Genomic DNA, 19,927 nt, shown 5'->3' on the forward strand with positions numbered 1-19,927 from the left:
GTGGCCCGGAGGCCTAGTCGAGTGCCACTTCAAGATCGAGGTGGCACAACCTGCGATAAATCTCTTCCTTGCACTCGCGGACCGCGTGGTTCTGCGGCAACAACTCACAGCAGCTATGCAGCAACTGCAGCACTTGCAGCGCAAGGTCCGGCTCCCAGGCGTGCAGGCCTGCGTCCCGTAATGTCTGGTCGAGGGTTTCAAGCTGGGTCTTTGCCAATTCGAACTTACGGGCCATGAAGCACAATCGCGCGAGCGCCAACTGCCAGTAAAAACGCGCTCGCGCTCCATGGGCACTCTGCAGGCCCTGCTTGAGCACTTGCACGGCGGCTTTAAGGCCGTCCTTGCGCAGGATCGGCTGGACGTCTTCGAGGGCCTGTACCCAGGCCGGGAGCGCCTCGTGGCCTTCCACTGTTTGGAGTTCGACGGAAGTTTGCAGATGAGGCATGACATGGGCATCAACCCACAGCCGCGTGGCCGAGTCAGCAAAAGGAACGCCATCATGGAAACGCAATTCGAGGATGCCGGGCAGACGCTGAATCAGCAGTGAGAAATGAACTTCCACCTCACGCATGGCCAAGTCTGCGTTCAGCCCCTGAAGACACTCCCACACCATTCGCTGACCATCAAACCAGAACGGCGCCTTCGCCAGGCTGGCCTCAAGTTCCACGAGCAAATCTGCGAACTTGGCCTGTTCGTAACGTTCCTTGAACATTTTGAGCTTGTCGGCAGGCAACCCGCGCAACACTGTGATTTGCTCGGCGTTGCGCTCGGGCAACATGTCAACCGGTAGCCAGAGAAGGGCACGATTTAGCCGTAACGCTCGCGAATCGGTGGCATTGTTTTTCAACCACCAGGCACACAACCGCCGCGCACTCTCCTGCTGAGTTCGCAGAGCTTTATGAGCCTCTTTTTCGTTATCGATAGGTGTGTCGGGATTGAATAGTTGCGTGGCAGCCTGCTTCACCTGAGCCACCGCGGATTCCACGACACTTAATGCCGGTTGATCTTCGACCACCCGTTGCACCAGGCTTTTCAGGCGGCGGGAAACAGGAAATAAAAGAGGTGCTTCGTCGCCCAGATGGCGGGTGCAAATGGCATCAAGACCTTCCAGGTGCTCCAGCAAACACCGGAACAAAGGCAACTGCTCTTTGATCGCAATGCTTTCGTTGAGTACCTGTTCAAGTCGTGGAACCAACCAACCGATAGCCGCAGATCGGGTCCGGGCCTTGAGCGGGTATATGTTGAGCCAATGGGTGGCGCACAGGTAATGCAGCAATCCCAAACCGGCCAGCAATCCCGGAAAGGACTCACGCTGATAAAGCGCCCAAGTCAACCAGGCGCCAACCCGTAGATCCCTGGATTGGGTGCGCAGAAGGCGCTCGCTGATTTCGAGGACTTTCAGCCAATCGGTCTGGCCGCGCTCGTGCAAGGATCCGGCTTTGCCCAACTCACACTCCAACTCCTCGTATTCGCTCGAATAGCGAGCATCCTCACCCGCAAATTTATGCTGAGAAACAGGAGTCTTAGCGAGATCGAGAAAATATTCTGAAAGTTTGCTGGAGTAATTCATACAAACTTACAACTTGAGACAGAGAAACATCTCGCAGTTATTAATTCGATATTTGTATGTCCGGACAAGATGCGCTCGACTCCCTTCTAAGCAAAAAAACATCCACTTGAGGAATCGAAATCTATCTGGCGTCGGTATCAACGTATGTAGGAAGGATCTTCAAATTTGTGCGACTGATCCGGCGACGATGTAGGGCAACAAAGAACCGCACAGAACGGCCTAAAAACGCCTCGTCTCTGCGCAATAACTTGCGCATACGTTGTAAGCGTATTTCAGCAATGGTCACTGGGATGAGTCGTTCATGAACGGGAGGAATGTCAGGTATGTGCTCGGTACCGCACTCACTTCGGCGCCCGGCACACAGTTGGGAGCACAAAACCCAACACAGTTAACTTCCCTGTTTCCGCAACCCGTGTAGGACGCGTCCGATTTGATCTTTTGGGTCATGCGGCCCCCCTGTGCCTCGGCACTTTGCACAAGTACAACTTGATGAGTCATGCAAGGAGCGAATTGTCAGGGAGACAATTGATGTTTTTATGGCACCTGGTGCCCACGTGGCACGAGATTGAAAACCGAATCACTCGAGAGATGGGTTACCAGGGAGGCGCCCGGTATCGCACTCATTTCAACGAACCCGCGCCCTCCGCCTCGCTCAATATCCGTCGGGTCAATTGCGTCAGGTCTGCCTTCATTGAGGCTGAGTGGGAAGCGGCTCGCTTATTGAGACAGCGCTTCGCTGACATCGATATCGCCAGCGTCCTTAACGAGCTGATCGAAGTCGTCGCTCAAATGGCAATGATCGTTGCCGGCAGTGTATTGATCGGTGGAGCCATCGGCGCAGGGACCGGTGCATTTCTCGGTGGAGCAGGCGCCATCCCCATGGGAGCGGCTGGCGCTGCGATGGGCTTGCAAATCAGCACGTGGATATTGGGCATTCTGGGCCTGACGTCCATTGCCGAGTTCTTCACCGAAGGTTTGCCACGCATTGGCGACTACTACTGGCGCGGCATCCACATCGCGTGGAACGGCCCACGCAGTGAGGGCGGTTTAGACCCGTTCAGGCCGGATGATTCCTCTGCCCGATACAGCGCCGCCCAAGAGATTGCACGTGGCCATGTGGAGGTTGTTGTCCTGCTGCTGAGCGCCATCGTGGCTTACCTCACCCGTGGTCGAGGCAATGCGGGCGTCCTTGCCCAGGAGATGCGCGCCAGCCCCAAAGGCGCGCGTTTAGGCGAATGGATGCTCAAGCACGAAGACGCCCTGAAAAAACGCCCCGACCTGCAAACCTCAGCACCGCGCCGGGGTGCTCTCAGCCATCAGGACCCTGCACCACCGCCGAATCACCCACCGGGCAAAGACAAGAACCCGTCCCGTGACAAGCCGAACGCGATGCCGCTTCATAAAGTCGAATGCTTCAAAGCGGACAAGCTGCCAGCGTCTAAAATCGGAGAATTCGAACGGCAGTTGAAGGGACAGGAGGACGGGCTGAATCGGCTGACGGTTGATGAGTATTTGGAGAATATTGCTAATCCGGTGAAGCGGAGTCGGGCGGCTGCTAGGCTCGCCCGAAAGGATTTACAAGACAAGTTGGAAGCGCGTTTTCAAGAAGAGTTGATGCAAACGATGAGCGCCAAAGCTGCGAAAGTAGAAAGCATAAAAAGAGCTAAGGAAACAATGTCAAACCTTGCTGGGCTGCATAATCCTGATTTGAGAGCAGGCGGCAAGGATGTGATTTCAGACTTTGGTGATCGACAAGTTAATTCAAGCATTGGCCCTCAGTGGAGGCCAAAAATTGCAAGCTTGAAAGGTGCTGCAGAGACAGTACCAACTCCACTCCGTAGACAAACATATCTCAATGTAAAACTTCATAAATGTTAAGGAGAAAGCAATTGGATGAGATTTTTTCCATTTTTTTGGAGACGTTTGGCGAGCCAGTAGATCGGCAAGAAGTTCCTGCATCGAGTATGGAACGCTATAGAGGCAAGCTTCCTAATCAGCTGCTGGAATACTGGGATGAACATGGATGGAGCGGGTACGCTGAGGGCATTTTCTGGATTGTGAACCCGCAAGAATACGAAGGTGTCGTGGCGTCTTGGCTTGAGGGAACGAAACTTGAGAAATATGACACCTACCACTTAATAGCTCGCGGTGCTTTTGGCGACCTGTACCTTTGGGGTGAAAAAACTGGGGCTTCGCTCAAGATTACGAGTGTCCTTTCTCGCTATACAACCCACACCTCTATTTATACCGGGAAGGAAATGGATAAGGGACTTCGCTCCTTCATACTTTCCAGAAATGTGGACTCGAACGACTATGGCGACCTGTTCAAACCAGCAAAGAAAAAGCTAGGCACCCTGCGACACGACGAGATGTACGGCTTCGTTCCAGCCCTTGGGTTTGGAGGTCCAGATACCCTCGATCATCTTGAGAAAGTAAAGGCGGTGGAACATTTAACCCTGCTGTCCCAAATCGCCGAACTCCAGCCCTACAGTTTTTCGGATTTGTAGACGATAGAAGTTGTCAAAGGACTAAGGTGATACTGAATGGACAAAGTTTTTTCCAGATTTTTAGAGAAGTTCGGTGGGGCAATTGATCAGCGGGAAGTGCCGATATCAAGTATCGAACGCTATAGAGGCAAGCTGCCCAATCAGTTGTTGGAATACTGGGCCGAACACGGTTGGTGCGGTTACGGCGACGGCATTTTTTGGATAGTCAATCCTCAGGAATACGAGGGGATGGTTGCGTCTTGGATCGAAGGTACTGTATTTGAAGAGCGGGATACGTACCACCTAATTGCTCGTGGCGCTTTTGGAAATTTGTATCTATGGGGAGAAAAAACAGGTGCTTCCCTTAAGATAACTAGTGTGCTTTCCCGCTATATAACATTCAAATCCATTTTCACAGGAGAGGACATGGATAAAGGATTGCGATGTTTCCTGTTGTCGTGTGAGGTAGACGCTAACGATTATGGCGACCTGTTCAAACCAGCAAAGAAAAAGCTCGGCACCCTACGCCACAACGAGATGTACGGCTTCGTCCCAGCCCTGATGCTCGGCGGCCCGGATTCTCTGGATCATCTTGAGAAAGTGAAGGCGGTGGAACATCTCACCTTGCTCTCCCAAATCGCCGAACTCCAGCCCTACAGTTTTTCCGATCTGTAGATCATAGAAGTCGTCAAAGGACTAAGGTGGTACTGAATGGACAAAGTTTTTTCCAGATTTATAGAGAAATTCGGTGGGGCAATCGATCGGCGGGAAGTGCCGCTTTCTAGCATCGATCGCTACCGAGGCAAACTACCCAATCAGTTATTGGAATATTGGTCAGAACATGGTTGGTCTGGTTACGGCGACGGGATTTTCTGGATCGTCAATCCTCAGGAATATGAAGGAGTGGTGGCATCCTGGATTGAAGGAACAAAACTAAAAGAAAAGGACAATTATCACCTGATTGCTCGTAGCGCCTTTGGTGATTTGTACCTATGGGGCGAGAAAACGGGATCTTCTCTTCAGATAACTAGCGTTCTTTCGCGATTTATTTTTGACAACTATGAAATTACAAATGAACAAATGGATCGGGAACTCCAAGATTTTTTGTTATCCATGGATGTGGACACAAACGACTATGGTGACCTCTTCAAACCCGCCAAGAAAAAACTCGGCCCCCTACACCACGACGAGATGTACGGGTTCGTCCCAGCCCTCATGCTCGGTGGCCCGGATACCCTCGATCATCTTGAGAAAGTGAAGGCAGTCGAGCATCTGACCCTGCTGTCCCAAATCACCGAGCTTCAGCCCTACAGCTTTTCAGACTTCTAAGGCGGGCTACGGCAGATCGGAAACGAAAAAGGGGACGCCTGTAGCGTCCCCTTTTGCGTAGCGCGTGCTTCGGATCAGAACGCCGGCACGACCGCGCCTTTGTACTTCTCAATAATGAATGCTTTCACTTCCGGGCTGTGCAGTGCAGCCACCAGTTTCTTCATCGCTTCGCTGTCTTTGTCGTCCGGGCGGGCAACGAGGATGTTCACGTATGGCGAGTCGCTGCCTTCGATGACCAGTGCGTCCTTGGCCGGGTCGAGTTTGGCTTCCAGCGCGTAGTTGGTGTTGATCAAGGCCAGGTCGACCTGGGTGAGCACGCGCGGGATGGTGGCGGCTTCCAGTTCACGGAACTTGAGGTTCTTCGGGTTGGCGGTGATGTCCTTGACGGTCGACAGGATGTTGTTCGCATCCTTCAACTGGATCACGCCAGCCTTGGCCAGCAGCAACAGCGCACGACCGCCGTTGGTGGCGTCGTTCGGGATTACAACGGTGGCGGTGCTTGGCAGCTCATCCAGCGTTTTGTATTTGCTGGAGTAAGCACCCAGCGGCTCCAGGTGTACGCCGGCCACGGAAACCAGATTGGTGCCCTTGGCTTTGTTGAACTCATCGAGGTACGGCTGGTGCTGGAAGAAGTTGGCGTCCAGGCGTTTTTCGGCAACTTGTACGTTCGGCTGGATGTAATCGGTGAAGACCTTCACTTTCAGGTCCACGCCTTCTTTGGCCAGGGCCGGCTTCACGAATTCGAGGATTTCTGCGTGCGGGATCGGCGTGGCCGCGACCGTCAGGGTGTCAGCGGCGTGGGCGGAAAACGCTGCAACGGCAGCGAAGGCGACGAGTAGTTTTTTCATTCAGCTAACTCCATGTGAGGCGCCCGTTTGGCGCCTGCCAGCGAATGGCCGGCTCAAGTCTTACTTACGGGAAAAGTGGACGACCAGTTTGTCGCCGACGGTTTGCAGTATTTGAACCAGTACCAGCAGCAATATTACGGTGACGACCATGACGTCGGTCTGGAAACGCTGGTAGCCGAAGCGGATCGCCAAGTCACCCAAACCACCGGCGCCGACCACACCGGCCATGGCCGTGTAGGACACCAGCGTAATGGCTGTCACCGTGATCGCAGCGTAGATGCCCGGACGGGCTTCCGGCAGCAAGGCGTTGGTGATGATCTGCCGCGTGGTCGCGCCCATGGCCTGTGTGGCTTCAATAATGCCGCGGTCCACTTCACGCAGGGCGGTTTCTACCAATCGCGCGAAGAACGGCGTGGCGCCCACTACCAGCGGCGGGATGGCGCCGGCGACACCGAGCGAGGTGCCGGTGATCAGCACGGTGAACGGGATCATGACGATCAACAGAATAATGAACGGCAGCGAACGCAGGATGTTCACCACCAGCGACAGCATCGCGTAGATACCCTTGGCTTCGAGCAACTGACGCGGGCTGCACAGGAACAGCAACACGCCCAGCGGCAGGCCGAGCAGTACGGTGAACAACAGCGAACCGCCGAGCATCATCAGGGTGTCGCCAGTGGCGAGCCAGATTTCGTACCAGTCGATGTTGGCGAAGAAACTTGTCAGGGCTTCCATTAGCGCAGCACCTCCATGTGGACGTCGGCAGCGGTGAAGCGGGCGAAGGCCGCTTCCATGTCACCGCCCGTGACGGCCAGTGTCAGTTGCCCGTAAGGGATGTCTTTGATGCGGTCGATACGACCGGCGAGGATGCTGTAGTCCACACCCGTTTCGCGGGCGACGGTCCCCAGCAGCGGCGCGTAGGTGGCTTCGCCCTGGAAGGTCAGACGCACAATGCGGCCCGGCACGTGAGCGAAGTCGTCACGCTGCTCGCCCTCATCGATGTGCTCGTCTTCTTGTACGAAGCGTTTGGTGGTCGGGTGTTTCGGATGCAGGAACACATCCGCCACCGGGCCTTGTTCGACGATGACGCCTGCGTCCATCACACCGACCTGGTCACAGACCCGGCGGATGACGTCCATCTCGTGGGTGATCAGGACGATGGTGAGTTTCAGTTCGCGATTGATCTCGGCCAGCAATTGCAGGACCGACGCCGTGGTTTGCGGGTCCAGGGCACTGGTGGCTTCATCGCATAGCAAAATTTTTGGCTTGGTCGCCAGGGCGCGGGCAATGCCGACACGCTGCTTCTGGCCACCGGACAATTGCGCCGGGTATTTTTTGGCGTGATCGGACAAACCCACCCGCGCCAGCAGTTCGGCCACACGCTGGTCGATTTCGCTACGCGACAGTTCACCGGCCAGCGTCAGCGGCAGGGCGACGTTGTCGGCCACGGTTTTGGACGCCAGCAGGTTGAAGTGCTGGAAAATCATCCCGACTTGCTGACGGAAACGGCGCAGGCCGTTGGCGTCCAGCGCGGTGACTTCTTCGCCGTCGACGATGATCTTGCCGCCACTGGAGTTTTCCAGGCGATTGATCAGACGCAGCAGGGTACTTTTTCCCGCACCGGAATGGCCGATCAGGCCATAGACCTGACCATTCTCAATCGTCAGATTGGTCGGATGCAGGGCGGGGATATCCTTACCGGCGACGCGGTAGGTTTTATGGACGTTTTGAAACTCGATCACGTAGCGAACCTTGTGGGGCGCGTTAGAAAAGGATCAGCGGTTAGCCGGGCGCGCATTTTAGCCTGTCCGTATAGCAGTTCTTAGCATTTATTTCGCATTCGACCAGTCTTTTGGCAATAACGCGATCAAAGGTCAGATAAAAGGAACGGCTAAAAACAGCATCAGTCACTAATTAGGCACCCCGAAAAATGCCTGAGGAGAGACGCCTGATGAGCACCAAGAAGCCTGCCGCCACCGAGAGCGCACTGGCCGGGACCGATACCCTGGACCGCAGCAACACCAATACCAAACTCGACAGCCTGGAAAAATTCCGCTCTGACGCCACCGGCCAGGCCTTGCGCACTAACCAAGGCGTTAAGGTGGCTGACAATCAAAACACCCTGAAGGCCGGCGCCCGTGGGCCGTCGCTGCTGGAAGACTTCATCATGCGTGAAAAGATCACGCACTTTGACCATGAACGTATTCCCGAGCGCATCGTGCATGCGCGCGGTACCGGCGCTCATGGTTTCTTCCAGGCCTACGAGAACCATTCCGTACTGACCAAAGCTGGTTTCCTCCAGGATCCTGGCAAGAAAACACCGGTATTCGTGCGATTTTCTACCGTGCAGGGTCCTCGCGGATCAGGCGATACTGTGCGCGATGTACGAGGTTTCGCCGTGAAGTTCTTCACCGAAGAAGGCAACTTCGATCTGGTGGGCAACAACATGCCGGTGTTTTTCATTCAGGACGCCGTCAAGTTTCCTGACTTCGTACATGCGGTAAAACCCGAACCGCACAACGAAATCCCCACCGGTGGCTCGGCCCACGATACGTTTTGGGACTTTGTCAGCCTGGTTCCGGAATCGGCACACATGGTGATCTGGGCCATGTCCGACCGGGCCATCCCGAAAAGCCTGCGCAGCATGCAGGGCTTCGGCGTGCATACCTTCCGCCTGATCAATGCCGAAGGGAAATCGCGCTTCGTCAAATTCCACTGGCGCCCCACGGCCGGGACTTGTTCGCTGGTATGGGACGAGGCGCAGAAACTCGCCGGTAAAGACACTGACTACCACCGTCGAGATCTCTGGGAAGCCATCGAGATGGGGGATTACCCGGAATGGGAACTTGGCGTACAGGTCATCGAGGAGGAAAACGAACACGCCTTCGATTTCGACATCCTCGACCCGACCAAGCTGATCCCGGAGGAATTGGTACCGATCACACCGCTGGGCAAAATGACGCTCAACCGCAACCCGGACAACTTCTTTGCCGAAATCGAGCAGGTCGCTTTCTGCCCGGGGCATATCGTGCCGGGCATCGATTTCTCCAACGATCCATTGCTGCAAGGTCGGCTTTTTTCCTACACCGATACGCAGATCAGCCGACTCGGCGGGCCGAACTTTCATGAAATTCCGATCAACCGTCCGGTAGCACCGTTTCACAACGGCCAGCGGGATGCGCTGCATCGAACCACCATCGATAAGGGTCGTGCGTCCTACGAACCGAACTCCATCGACGGCGGCTGGCCGAAGGAAACACCGCCCGCCGCGCAGGACGGCGGTTTCGAGAGCTATCCGGAGCGCATCGACGCCAACAAGATCCGTCAGCGCAGCGAATCGTTCGGCGACCATTTCTCCCAGGCGCGGCTGTTTTTCCACAGCATGAGCAAGCACGAACAGGAACACATCATTTCGGCCTACAGCTTTGAGCTGGGCAAGGTCGAGCGTGAGTTCATTCGTGCCCGGCAGGTCAATGAAATCCTCGCCAATATCGATCTGGAACTGGCCAAACGCGTGGCGCAGAACCTTGGGTTGCCTGCGCCGAAGGCCGGGACGGTCGAAGTGCCGAAAATCTCGCTGGAGCGCTCGCCAGCCTTGAGCCAGGCCAACTTGCTGCCTGCGAACATCAAGACCCGCAAAGTGGCGATCCTGGCGGCCAATGGTGTGGATGGCGCAGCGATTGATGCGATGAAGAAGGCGCTGGAAGCAGAAGGCGCTCACGCCAAACTGCTGGGGCCGACCTCGGCGCCGGTGAAAACGGCTGACGGCAAGATGTTGCCCGTCGATGCGTCCATGGAGGGCTTGCCATCAGTGGCGTTCGATGCGGTGTTTGTGCCCGGCGGCGCTGCGTCGATCAAGGCGTTGAGCGTGGATGGCGTGGCATTGCATTACTTGCTGGAGGCCTACAAGCACTTGAAGGCGATCGCGCTGCATGGCGAGGCGAAGCAGATGCTGGATGTGCTGAAACTGGAGGCTGATGCGGGGTTGATCGTTGGTGCGGATGCCAAGTCGTTCAAGGCGTTTTTTGCGGCGATTGGGCAGCATCGGGTGTGGGACAGGGAGGCGAAGGCCAAAGGGATCCCGGCCTAAAAAACAAAAGATCGCAGCCTGCGGCAGCGCCTACAGGGGAATCACCCATTTCTGTAGGCGCTGCCGCAGGTTGCGATCTTTTTTCAGGGCTTGCGAGGACTCAAAACCATCTGCGCCGGAACGCTGCGCAGAATCTGCCGTTCCAGGTTCAAATCAAACTGCGGGTCGAGCTTCTTCACGCGCTTGGTCAGCAAATTAGCCAGCCAAGGGTAATCATCCGTACGCGGCGCCTGAATACTCACATCGCACCGATAATTCACCACATCGGCAGCGATAGCATCCAATTGACGACGCAACTTGCCCATATCGTTGATGTTCAGCGCCACGGTGGTGCTTTCAGCCGTTGGGTCGATGACTTTGGCTTTTGGCATCGCTTCGGCAGCTTTGAGGGCTGCTTCGGCTTTTTCCAGCTCAGCCTTGCGGGCTTCAGCGATAGGACCATTGACCCCACCGGTCAGCGCCGGAGCTTTGGGCATCAGGGCGCGAGCACGAGCCAAGGCAGTGGCGGCAGCATTCACATCACCTTTTTGCAGCACGATCTGGCTACGCAGCAAGTAGGCTTCGGCCAGTTGACGTTGGTATTGCTCAAGGGATTGATCGTTAGGCGTCTCGGCTTGCAACGCAGCCAATTGGCCCTCGGCGGTGGCCAACTCACTGCTGGCCAGGCTTTGCTCTAGCTGTGCAATGGCCGTGGCCCGCCCATCGGGAGCCTCGGTGGCCGCCGGTGGCGTGCTTTGGCAAGCGCCCAGCAGCAAAGAAAATGCGACAAGGAGCAGATAACGGGAGGCGAACGACTTCATTCCTGCGACTCTCTATTTGCGCAAAAAACGAGCAAGTCTACACCCCTCGACGGGGCAGAACAAAACTCAGCAGAAACAGTGCGGCGGCCGTCACAACAATCGACGGGCCGGCCGGGGTGTCCTTGAACCAGGACAGCGCCAGCCCGCCACACACGGCGAGTATGCCCAGCAGGCTCGCGCCCAGTGCCATCTGTTCCGGTGAACGGGCGTGACGTTGTGCCGCAGCCGCCGGGATGATCAGCAACGAAGTAATCAACAGCACGCCGACGATTTTCATCGCCACGGCAATCACCACGGCGATCAGTAACATCAGTGCCATGCGCAAACCGGCCACTGGCAGACCTTCGACCCTGGCCAGTTCCTCGTGCACCGTAATCGCCAGCAATGGCCGCCACAAAGCGACCAGCAAGACCAATACGGCTGCGCTACCGCCGAGAATCCAGGCCAGATCGGTCGGACTGATCGCCAGCAAGTCGCCGAACAGATAAGCCATCAGGTCGATCCGCACTTCGTGCATGAAGCTTAGTACCACCAGACCCAGAGAGAGGGTGCTGGGTGCGAGAATTCCCAAAAGCGTGTCGGACGCCAGCGGCTGGCGCTGTTGCAAGGTCACCAGCAACACCGCCAACAGCAAGCAGCCTACGGTGACGGCAACGGTCGGGCTGACATCCAGCAGGAAACCCAACGCCACACCCAGCAACGCGGCGTGGGACAGGGTATCGCCGAAATAGGCCATGCGCCGCCAGACCACGAAAGACCCCAACGGCCCAGCAACGACTGCCAGAGCCAGACCTGCAAGCAGGGCGTAGAGCAGAAAATCAGCCATGCTTGCAGCTATCTCCGTGAACGTGGTTATGGCCCGACGCGGGTGCCTTGACCACCGAGCCGTGCAAATCGTGGGCGTGGTCGTGATGGTGGTGATAAATCGCCAGGCTTTGTGCGTTTTTTCCGAAAAGCTCGACGAAAGCCGGATCACCGCTGACCTGTTCCGGGTGGCCGGAGCAGCAGACATGCCGATTGAGGCAAACCACCTGATCGGTGGTGCTCATCACCAGATGCAGATCGTGGGACACCATCAACACGCCGCAGCCGTGGCGGTCACGCAGGCGGGTGATCAAGCTGTACAACTCGGCCTGCCCGGCCACATCAACGCCTTGTACCGGCTCGTCGAGCACCAGCAGTTCCGGTTCGCGCAGCAACGCACGGGCCAGCAATACGCGCTGCATCTCACCGCCGGAAACACTTTGTACCGGGCTGTCGATCACCTGTTCGGCGCCGACTTCCTTGAGTGCGGACAAAGCCATCGCACGGTCCACGCCCGGCACCAAACGCAAGAAGCGCAGCACCGAAAGCGGCAGGGTTGGATCGACATGCAGTTTTTGCGGCATGTAGCCGACCCGCAGTTTGGGCTTGCGCCAGACGCTGCCGCTGTCGGGTTTCAACAAGCCAAGCACGGCACGCACCAGCGTGGTTTTACCCGCACCGTTGGGACCGATCAGGGTCACGATCTGCCCCGGCTCGACGCTCAGTTCGATGTTATCCAGCACCGGTTGCCCGGCAAACGTAACGGCAACCTGTTCGAGACGGATCAGCGCGTTGCTCATCAAGCCCCCTGGCAGCCCGAGCAGAGACCGATCACTTCGACGGTCTGGCCTTCGACGACAAACCCGACGTCCTGGGCGCTGGTGACAATCGCGTCGCTGATGGATTTCTGTTCGAGTTCAATGGCGGCGTGGCATTCACGGCAGATCAGGAACTGGCCCTGGTGGGCGTGCTCCGGATGATTGCAGCCGATGAAGGCGTTGAGCGAAGAGATGCGGTGCACGAGGCCGTTTTCCAGCAGGAAATCCAGCGCGCGGTACACGGTGGGCGGCGCTGCACGGCGGCCATCCTGCTCACTGAGCACGGCAAGAATGTCGTAGGCGCCCAATGGCTTGTGGCTTTGCCACACCAGCTCCAGCACCCGCCGCCGCAACGCGGTCAGGCGCAAACCCTGACGTGCGCACAGGGCATCGGCCTCAGACAGAGCGCTGTGCACGCAATGAGAGTGGTCGTGGGGACGGCTGGCAATCGGTGTTTTAGGCATGAGCGGCGACGAGGTTTGTGAGAGACGTTATTATGTTACCCGTTCTCGCCTCTTTGAGTGGTCATCGTGTCCCGAATTTTTTCTATCTTTGTCGCCTTTATCGCAAGTTTCCTGCTGATTGGCCCGGCTCAAGCCGAGGTAAAAGTCCTCACCAGCATCAAGCCGCTACAACTGATCGCAGCGGCTGTGCAGGACGGCGTGGCGATTCCGGAAGTGCTGCTGCCGCCCGGCGCTTCGCCGCATAATTACGCGTTACGCCCTTCCGACGTACGGAAGGTGCAATCGGTGGACCTGCTTTACTGGATCGGTCCGGACATGGAAGGTTTCCTGCCCCGCGTGCTGAACGGTCGTACGCTGCCGAGCGTCGCCGTGCAGGATTTGCCCGGTCTGAAATTGCGCCACTTCGCCGAAGATAACCACTCTCATGCCGAAGAAGCCGACGAACACGACCACGATCACCGCCCCGGCAGCCTCGACGCACATTTGTGGCTGTCACCGATCAACGCCCGAGTTATCGCCACGAAAATGGCAGCCGACCTCAGTGCAGCCGATCCCGCCAATGCCCCGCGCTACCAGAGCAACCTCAAGGCGTTCGATGAGCGCCTCGACGCCCTCGACCTGCGGCTGAAGAAACGCCTGGCCGGCATTGAGGGCAAACCTTACTTCGTGTTCCACGAGGCTTTCGACTACTTCGAAGACACCTACGGCCTCAAGCACGCGGGTGTATTCAGCGTCGCGGCCGAAGTACAACCCGGCGCCCAGCACGTGGCGGCCATGCGCACGCGATTGCAGGAAGTGGGCAAGACCTGCGTGTTCAGCGAACCGCCGCTGCGCCCGCGTTTGGCCGAAACCCTGGTGACGGGTTTGCCGGTGAAACTGGCAGAGCTGGATGCGCTGGGCGGGTACACCCCGGCAACTGCCCAGGGGTATGAACAAGTGCTGGAGAAATTGGGCAATGATTTGGCGGGGTGCCTGGAGTCGTTGTAACCCTGAAAAAAAAGATCGCAGCCTGCGGCAGCTCCTACATTTATCGTTGTAAGAGCGGCCGCAGGCTGCGATCTTTTGCGTTTAGAGGGCGAAAGGCAGCGGTGTATTGACCGTCTGCCGCTGCGCCAGGCGCAATTGAAACTCCATCGGATCGTGAATCAACACGTCCTGCCCCGCGAAGGACTCCGCCGCAATCAACCGCGACAACCAGAATCGCACGCACGCCACCCGTAGCAGGGTTGGCCACAATTCGGCTTCTGCAGCGGTGAATGGGCGTAGCGCTGCATAAGCACCCAACAAGGCCCGCGCTCGTGGTCCATCAATCAAACCGTCATCGTCGGAACACCAGTCGTTCAGGGCAATCGCCACGTCGTAGAGCATCGGCCCCGAACAAGCGTTGTAGAAATCGATCAACCCGGTCAGGTGCGTGCCTTCGAACATCGCGTTGTCGCGGAACAGGTCGGCGTGGATGTTGGCGCGAGGCAGCGCCAGGATTTTTTCTTTCTGCTGGGTGATTTCTTCCAGTGCTCGCTGCAACAGTTCCTGTTGCTCGGGATTCACATGGGACAGGAACTGCGTGCCCTCTTCCAGCATCCAGTCCAGGCCACGATCGGTCTTGCGCTTGATCATGTTGCCCGCCTGAGTGGCCAGGTGCAGATGCGCCAACAACTCGCCCACCTGCGCGCAATGTTGTGCGTTGGCCTGCTTGATGTGCTTGCCGGCCAAGCGCGGTTGCAACAGTGCAGGCTTGCCGGCCAGTTCACGCAAGGCCACGCCGTCGGTGGTGCGGATGGCGTAAGGCACCGGCAGGTCGGCGTCATGCAGTACATCGAGCAGTTCGATGAAGAACGGCATTTCCTGAACCGGGCCGCGCTCGACCAGGGTCAGAACGAATTCGCCCTGCTCCAGGCTGATAAAGAAATTGGTGTTTTCACTACCGGCGGCAATCCCCTGGAAATCAAGCAGGCGGCCGAGGCCATAAGGGGCGAGAAAAGCTTCCAGCTCGGGCCGAGCCAGGGGGGTGAACACAGACATGTTTAAGCTGCCAGTACGGGCGCCGCTGTTGAGCCAGCGCCGGTTGAAATTAAGAAACTACTTCCACTCGAAAATCTTCCACGACGGAATCAGCATATCGGGCTGATCCGAGCGGATAAAGTTTGCATCTGTTCCGTCAGCGCGCACCAGAAAATAGGGTTTTCCGCCCTTCGGCGTGACCTGAATGGCATACAGGAAGCCATTCTGGCGGTATTCCTTGATGGTGTTGTCACCTTCCGTGCGAATGGTCACGTCCGGTTCCGGCGTGGGTGCATCGTCCGCGGCCATGACGGCCAGTGGAGTGATTGCAAACAAGCCAGCCAGCAACAGGCGATTTAGTGTGCGCATGATAACCTTGTCCCTTTGTCGTCAACGGTCCCGCTATTCTAGCGCCGGACCCGCCGAAAAGGTTGATCCTGCTCATGAGCCAAGCCCCCCTCGTCCTGGTGGACGGTTCTTCTTACCTGTACCGCGCCTTTCACGCGCTGCCACCGCTGACCACTTCCAAAGGCCTGCCGACCGGTGCGGTCAAGGGCGTGTTGAACATGCTCAAGAGTCTGCGCAAGCAGTATCCGGACAGTCCGTTCGCCGTGGTGTTCGACGCCAAGGGCGGGACTTTTCGCGATGACATGTACGCCGAATACAAGGCCAACCGTCCGAGCATGCCCGACGACATGCGCGTGCAGATCGAGCCACTGCACCAAAGCGTGATCGCCCTGGGCTTCCCGTTGCTGTGCGTCGACGGCGTCGAGGCCGATGACGTGATCGGCACGCTGGCCCGCAGCAGCGCCGCCGCAGACCGCCCGGTGATCATCTCCACCGGCGACAAGGACATGGCGCAACTGGTCGATGGGCACATTACCTTGGTCAACACCATGACCGGTAGCAGCATGGACGTGGAGGGCGTGAAGGAGAAATTCGGCGTCGCTCCCGAGCAGATCATCGATTATCTGGCGCTCATGGGCGATTCGTCCGACAACATTCCAGGCGTTCCGGGCATTGGCCCGAAGACCGCTTCCGGCCTGTTGGTCGGTGTGAACGGTGGTTTGACCGATCTCTATGCGCAGCTCGACATCGTGCCGACCCTGCCGATTCGCGGCGCCAAGACCTTGCCGGCCAAGCTTGAAGAACACAAGGAAATGGCGTTCCTGTCCTATCAGCTCGCGACTATCAAGGTCGACGTGCCGCTGGATATCGGCCTCGATGACCTGAAAATGGGTGCCGAAGACCCGGCGAAACTTTACGAGCTGTACAGCCTGCTGGAATTCAAGAGCTGGTTGAACGACCTTGATCGCGACGCCAAACGTCTGGAACTGAGCGCTGCCGCCGAGCCCGCGCCGGCCGCCGATCTGTTCAGCCAACCCGAAGTCGAAGCCCAAGCACCGGCCGCCGCTGCTGAAGCCGCTTATGAAACCATCCTCGATCAAGCGCGCTTCGATGTCTGGCTGGAAAAACTGAACAACGCCAAGCTGTTTGCCTTCGACACCGAAACCACCGGCATCGACGCGCAACAGGCACAACTGGTGGGCCTGTCGTTCGCCGTGCAGGCCAACGAAGCAGCCTACATCCCGTTGACCCATTCCTACATCGGCGTACCCGAGCAACTGGATCGCGACACCGTGCTGCGCGCGCTCAAGCCGATTCTGGAAGACCCGAACAAACTCAAGGTCGGGCAGCACGCCAAGTTCGACATGAACATCCTGGCCAACTGCGCTATCGGCGGCGACCAGGCGAACGGCATCACCGTGCGTGGCATCGCGTTCGACACCATGCTCGAATCCTATGTACTCAATTCCACGGCCACACGCCATGACATGGACAGCCTGGCGCTGAAGTACCTGGACCACACCACCGTGAGTTTCCAGGACATCGCCGGCAAAGGCGCGAAGCAGCTAACGTTCGATCAGATTGCCCTGGAACAGGCTGGCCCTTATGCCGCCGAAGACGCAGACATCACCTTGCGCCTGCATCAGGCACTGTTCGAAAAGCTCACAGCGATCCCGAGCCTCGCCAGTGTGCTGACTGACATCGAGATCCCGCTGGTGCCGGTGCTGGCGCGCATCGAACGCCAAGGGGCATTGGTCGACGCGGCGCTGCTGGGCGTCCAGAGCATCGAGTTGGGCGACAAGATGGTTGCGTTGGAACGCGAAGCTTTCGAGATCGCCGGTGAAGAGTTCAACCTCGGCTCACCGAAGCAACTCGGCGTGATCCTCTATGAAAAGCTCGGCCTGCCGGTACTGAAAAAGACTGCCAAGGGCCAGCCGTCCACCGCTGAAGAAGTGCTGGCCAAACTGGCCGAGGACGACTACCGGTTGCCAAAAGTGCTGATGGAATACCGTTCCATGAGCAAGCTGAAAAGCACCTACACCGACCGCCTGCCGGAGCAGATCAACCCACGCACCGGTCGAATTCACACGTCGTATCACCAGGCGGTCGCATCCACCGGGCGTTTGTCCTCCAGTGATCCGAACCTGCAGAACATCCCGGTGCGCACCGCCGAAGGGCGTCGTATCCGCCAGGCTTTCGTGGCCCCGACTGGGTACAAATTGCTGGCGGCCGACTATTCGCAAATCGAGCTGCGGATCATGGCGCACCTGTCCAAGGATGAAGGCCTGATGAACGCCTTCCGCCACAATCTGGACGTGCACACCGCCACTGCCGCCGAGGTTTTCAAGGTGGAACTGGCCGACGTGACCTCCGACCAGCGCCGCAGCGCCAAGGCGATCAACTTCGGCCTGATCTACGGCATGGGTGCACAGAAACTCGGTAAAGACATTGGTGTCGATACCAAGACAGCCAAGGCGTACATCGATACGTACTTCACCCGTTACCCGGGCGTTCGCCAATACATGGACCGCACCCGTACACAGGCGGCGGAGCAAGGCTATGTCGAGACATTCTTCGGTCGGCGCTTGTACCTGCCGGAGATCAATTCCAACAAGCCACAGGAACGCGCCGCTGCTGAACGCACGGCCATCAACGCACCGATGCAAGGCACTGCGGCAGACATCATAAAGAAAGCCATGGTGGCCGTGGATGAGTGGCTGGCGGCATCAGGCCTCGACGCCAAAGTCATTCTGCAAGTGCACGATGAATTGGTTCTTGAGGTGCGTGAAGATTTGGTCGATCAGGTCAGCAACGAAATTCGCGCGCACATGAGCGGCGCCGCGAAGCTCGATGTTCCGCTGCTGGTGGAAGTTGGCGTGGGCAATAACTGGGACGAGGCTCACTAAGCCGGATGAAACACAGCGCTCCTGCTGCGGCATAGTGCCGCGGCAGAAGGGTCAAAGGGCGCTTAGTCCAGAACGCGCTTGGGATTATTCCAAAGGCATTCGAAAAAAATCTGAACTAATCTGGAGATTCACCACTCAGAGTTACTGAATGGCTGGTGAAGCCCTTCGATGCTCCTATGTTGTGTTAAGTGTTGGCAGATATCTGGACCCCGCCCTAGCGGTCTAGAACTTGAACCCCGGAACTTCCCCCTCCCCATAAGAAGTCCGGGGTTTTTTTTGCCTGAAGAAAACTGCCCGGGCACCCCACAGGCAGCTTCAACACCTACTCCGCCGCTGCCTCGACCCCCTTGTCCGCCAGCTCCATCCAGTCCGCCAGCACCGTGTAGGCCTCTTCCAGGCCCAGGCGTTTTGGCGCCGAAAACAGCTGAATGGTCACCAGATCACCCCAGCCCTTACGGATTTCTGCCTGAACCTTGAGCAAGGTGTTCTTGGCGGCGCCATAGGTCAGCTTGTCGGCTTTGGTCAGCAAAATGTGCATCGGCATGCCGGCCGCAACGGCCCAGTCGAGCATCAACAGGTCGAAATCGGTCATTGGATGACGGATGTCCATCATCAGAATCAGACCCTTCAAACTCTCGCGACCACCCAGGTAGGCCTCAAGGTGACGCTGCCAGTGTTGCTTGAGCGGGATCGGTACTTTTGCATAACCGTAGCCCGGCAGGTCGACCAGACGGCGTTCATCGTCTAGCTTGAAGAAGTTCAACAGCTGTGTGCGCCCCGGGGTTTTCGAGGTGCGCGCCAGGCTGGCGTGGGTCAGGGTGTTGAGCGCACTCGACTTGCCGGCGTTGGAACGCCCGGCGAAGGCGACTTCGAAGCCCTCGTCATCCGGACATTGGTCGACTTTGGCGGCGCTGAGCATGAAGGTGGACTGTTGGCACAGACCGAGGATGGGATTCTTGAGTTGCATGGGATTTCCGATGTGGGCGGCGCCAGGAATGGGCGCGGCAAGCAGTGTCGCTTCCGTTTCAGTGACGCCAGTATATAATGCCGCAGATTTTGTGTGCGCTTTGTCCCAACGCAGGATGAAGTTCACGGGAGCGATAGACCTTGATTGCGCATTAGAACGCAGAACGCTCTCAACCCTGAAAAGGTCGTTTTATGACGAAATGGCTGCTAGCTGCCGGTGTCCTGATACCGCTTTACAGCGCGCAGGCTACACAGGATCCGGAAGCTGTGTACAACCGTGTTTGTGGTGCCTGTCATTCCGGCCAACTACCCATGGCGCCCCGCAAGGGCGATCAGGAAGCTTGGACGCCGAGGTTGGCGCAAGGTATGGAGACGCTGGTGCAACACGTGACCCAGGGTTTCAAGGCGATGCCGCCGCGTGGTTTGTGCATGGACTGCAGTGCCGAGGATTACCAAGCCATCATCCACTGGATGAGCGAGTAAACCCGGTCCATAAC

Annotated in this window: 19 protein-coding genes; 8 read left to right on the forward strand and 11 right to left on the reverse strand. The window is 57.5% G+C overall.

Annotated features, from left to right (window positions below; genetic code table 11):
* Positions 1 to 13: 13 nt before the first annotated feature.
* Positions 14 to 1,570: a type VI secretion system protein TssA gene (gene tssA / locus KVG88_RS16520; RefSeq protein WP_217872041.1), complete on the reverse strand. Its 1,557-nt coding sequence runs from the start codon at positions 1,568 to 1,570 to the stop codon at positions 14 to 16.
* Positions 1,571 to 2,098: 528 nt separating this feature from the next.
* Between tssA and KVG88_RS16525 the strand changes: the two genes are divergently transcribed.
* The 4 genes from KVG88_RS16525 to KVG88_RS16540 are packed head-to-tail and all read left to right on the forward strand — an operon-like array spanning position 2,099 to position 5,385.
* A complete protein-coding gene (locus tag KVG88_RS16525; RefSeq protein WP_217872042.1) occupies positions 2,099 to 3,448 on the forward strand; it encodes a DUF6861 domain-containing protein in 1,350 nt (449 codons plus the stop codon).
* Positions 3,449 to 3,459: 11 nt separating this feature from the next.
* Positions 3,460 to 4,077, forward strand: coding sequence for a GAD-like domain-containing protein (locus tag KVG88_RS16530; RefSeq protein WP_217872043.1), 618 nt, complete (start codon positions 3,460 to 3,462; stop codon positions 4,075 to 4,077).
* Positions 4,078 to 4,113: 36 nt separating this feature from the next.
* Positions 4,114 to 4,731, forward strand: a complete 618-nt coding sequence (locus tag KVG88_RS16535) for a GAD-like domain-containing protein (protein ID WP_217872044.1) — start codon at positions 4,114 to 4,116, stop codon at positions 4,729 to 4,731.
* Positions 4,732 to 4,767: 36 nt separating this feature from the next.
* A complete protein-coding gene (locus KVG88_RS16540) occupies positions 4,768 to 5,385 on the forward strand; it encodes a GAD-like domain-containing protein (protein ID WP_217872045.1) in 618 nt (205 codons plus the stop codon).
* Between the two features lie 74 nt (positions 5,386 to 5,459).
* On the opposite strand, the gene KVG88_RS16545 is transcribed toward KVG88_RS16540, so the two are convergent.
* The 3 genes from KVG88_RS16545 to KVG88_RS16555 are packed head-to-tail and all read right to left on the reverse strand — an operon-like array spanning position 5,460 to position 7,975.
* Complete coding sequence (locus KVG88_RS16545) at positions 5,460 to 6,233, reverse strand: MetQ/NlpA family ABC transporter substrate-binding protein (RefSeq protein WP_217872046.1); 774 nt, start codon at positions 6,231 to 6,233, stop codon at positions 5,460 to 5,462.
* Positions 6,234 to 6,293: 60 nt separating this feature from the next.
* Positions 6,294 to 6,968 carry a methionine ABC transporter permease gene (locus KVG88_RS16550; protein ID WP_150702342.1) on the reverse strand — a complete coding sequence of 225 codons (675 nt, stop codon included), beginning with the start codon at positions 6,966 to 6,968 and terminating at the stop codon, positions 6,294 to 6,296.
* Positions 6,968 to 7,975, reverse strand: coding sequence for a methionine ABC transporter ATP-binding protein (locus KVG88_RS16555; RefSeq protein WP_217872047.1), 1,008 nt, complete (start codon positions 7,973 to 7,975; stop codon positions 6,968 to 6,970). Before KVG88_RS16555 ends, KVG88_RS16550 begins: the two co-directional genes overlap by 1 nt.
* Before the next feature lie 209 nt (positions 7,976 to 8,184).
* On the opposite strand from KVG88_RS16555, the gene katE reads away from it, so the two are divergent.
* Positions 8,185 to 10,323 (forward strand): catalase HPII, encoded by a 2,139-nt coding sequence (gene katE / locus KVG88_RS16560; RefSeq protein WP_217872048.1) that lies wholly within the window; start codon positions 8,185 to 8,187, stop codon positions 10,321 to 10,323.
* 83 nt (positions 10,324 to 10,406) lie between these two features.
* Here the strand turns inward: katE and KVG88_RS16565 are convergent, their stop codons facing one another.
* The 4 genes from KVG88_RS16565 to zur are packed head-to-tail and all read right to left on the reverse strand — an operon-like array spanning position 10,407 to position 13,209.
* Positions 10,407 to 11,123 carry a PA5502 family lipoprotein gene (locus KVG88_RS16565; protein ID WP_150702339.1) on the reverse strand — a complete coding sequence of 239 codons (717 nt, stop codon included), beginning with the start codon at positions 11,121 to 11,123 and terminating at the stop codon, positions 10,407 to 10,409.
* A gap of 37 nt (positions 11,124 to 11,160) precedes the next feature.
* Positions 11,161 to 11,949: a zinc ABC transporter permease subunit ZnuB gene (gene znuB / locus KVG88_RS16570; RefSeq protein ID WP_150702338.1), complete on the reverse strand. Its 789-nt coding sequence runs from the start codon at positions 11,947 to 11,949 to the stop codon at positions 11,161 to 11,163.
* Entirely contained in the window at positions 11,942 to 12,727 is a 786-nt protein-coding gene (gene znuC / locus KVG88_RS16575) for a zinc ABC transporter ATP-binding protein ZnuC (protein ID WP_150702337.1), read from the reverse strand. The genes znuB and znuC overlap by 8 nt, the downstream gene beginning before the upstream one ends.
* A complete protein-coding gene (zur, locus tag KVG88_RS16580; RefSeq protein WP_150702336.1) occupies positions 12,727 to 13,209 on the reverse strand; it encodes a zinc uptake transcriptional repressor Zur in 483 nt (160 codons plus the stop codon). The genes znuC and zur overlap by 1 nt, the downstream gene beginning before the upstream one ends.
* Before the next feature lie 66 nt (positions 13,210 to 13,275).
* Here zur and KVG88_RS16585 point away from each other — a divergent pair, with 66 nt between their 5' ends.
* Positions 13,276 to 14,196: a zinc ABC transporter substrate-binding protein gene (locus KVG88_RS16585; protein WP_217872049.1), complete on the forward strand. Its 921-nt coding sequence runs from the start codon at positions 13,276 to 13,278 to the stop codon at positions 14,194 to 14,196.
* Between the two features lie 81 nt (positions 14,197 to 14,277).
* Here KVG88_RS16585 and KVG88_RS16590 read toward each other — a convergent pair whose 3' ends face one another.
* Together KVG88_RS16590 and KVG88_RS16595 are read right to left on the reverse strand one after the other, a co-directional pair.
* Entirely contained in the window at positions 14,278 to 15,231 is a 954-nt protein-coding gene (locus tag KVG88_RS16590; protein WP_150702334.1) for a homoserine kinase, read from the reverse strand.
* Positions 15,232 to 15,288: 57 nt separating this feature from the next.
* Positions 15,289 to 15,579, reverse strand: coding sequence for a DUF2782 domain-containing protein (locus KVG88_RS16595; RefSeq protein WP_150702333.1), 291 nt, complete (start codon positions 15,577 to 15,579; stop codon positions 15,289 to 15,291).
* 74 nt (positions 15,580 to 15,653) lie between these two features.
* Between KVG88_RS16595 and polA the strand changes: the two genes are divergently transcribed.
* On the forward strand, positions 15,654 to 18,464 hold the full coding sequence (polA, locus tag KVG88_RS16600; RefSeq protein ID WP_150702332.1) for a DNA polymerase I: 2,811 nt from the start codon (positions 15,654 to 15,656) through the stop codon (positions 18,462 to 18,464).
* A gap of 322 nt (positions 18,465 to 18,786) precedes the next feature.
* Here polA and yihA read toward each other — a convergent pair whose 3' ends face one another.
* Positions 18,787 to 19,431: a ribosome biogenesis GTP-binding protein YihA/YsxC gene (yihA, locus tag KVG88_RS16605; protein ID WP_217872050.1), complete on the reverse strand. Its 645-nt coding sequence runs from the start codon at positions 19,429 to 19,431 to the stop codon at positions 18,787 to 18,789.
* A 191-nt stretch (positions 19,432 to 19,622) separates the two neighbouring features.
* Between yihA and KVG88_RS16610 the strand changes: the two genes are divergently transcribed.
* A complete protein-coding gene (locus KVG88_RS16610) occupies positions 19,623 to 19,913 on the forward strand; it encodes a c-type cytochrome (protein WP_217872051.1) in 291 nt (96 codons plus the stop codon).
* Positions 19,914 to 19,927 lie beyond the last annotated feature (14 nt).

The sequence above is a fragment of the Pseudomonas azerbaijanoccidentalis genome (assembly GCF_019145495.1).
GTDB lineage: Bacteria > Pseudomonadota > Gammaproteobacteria > Pseudomonadales > Pseudomonadaceae > Aquipseudomonas > Aquipseudomonas azerbaijanoccidentalis.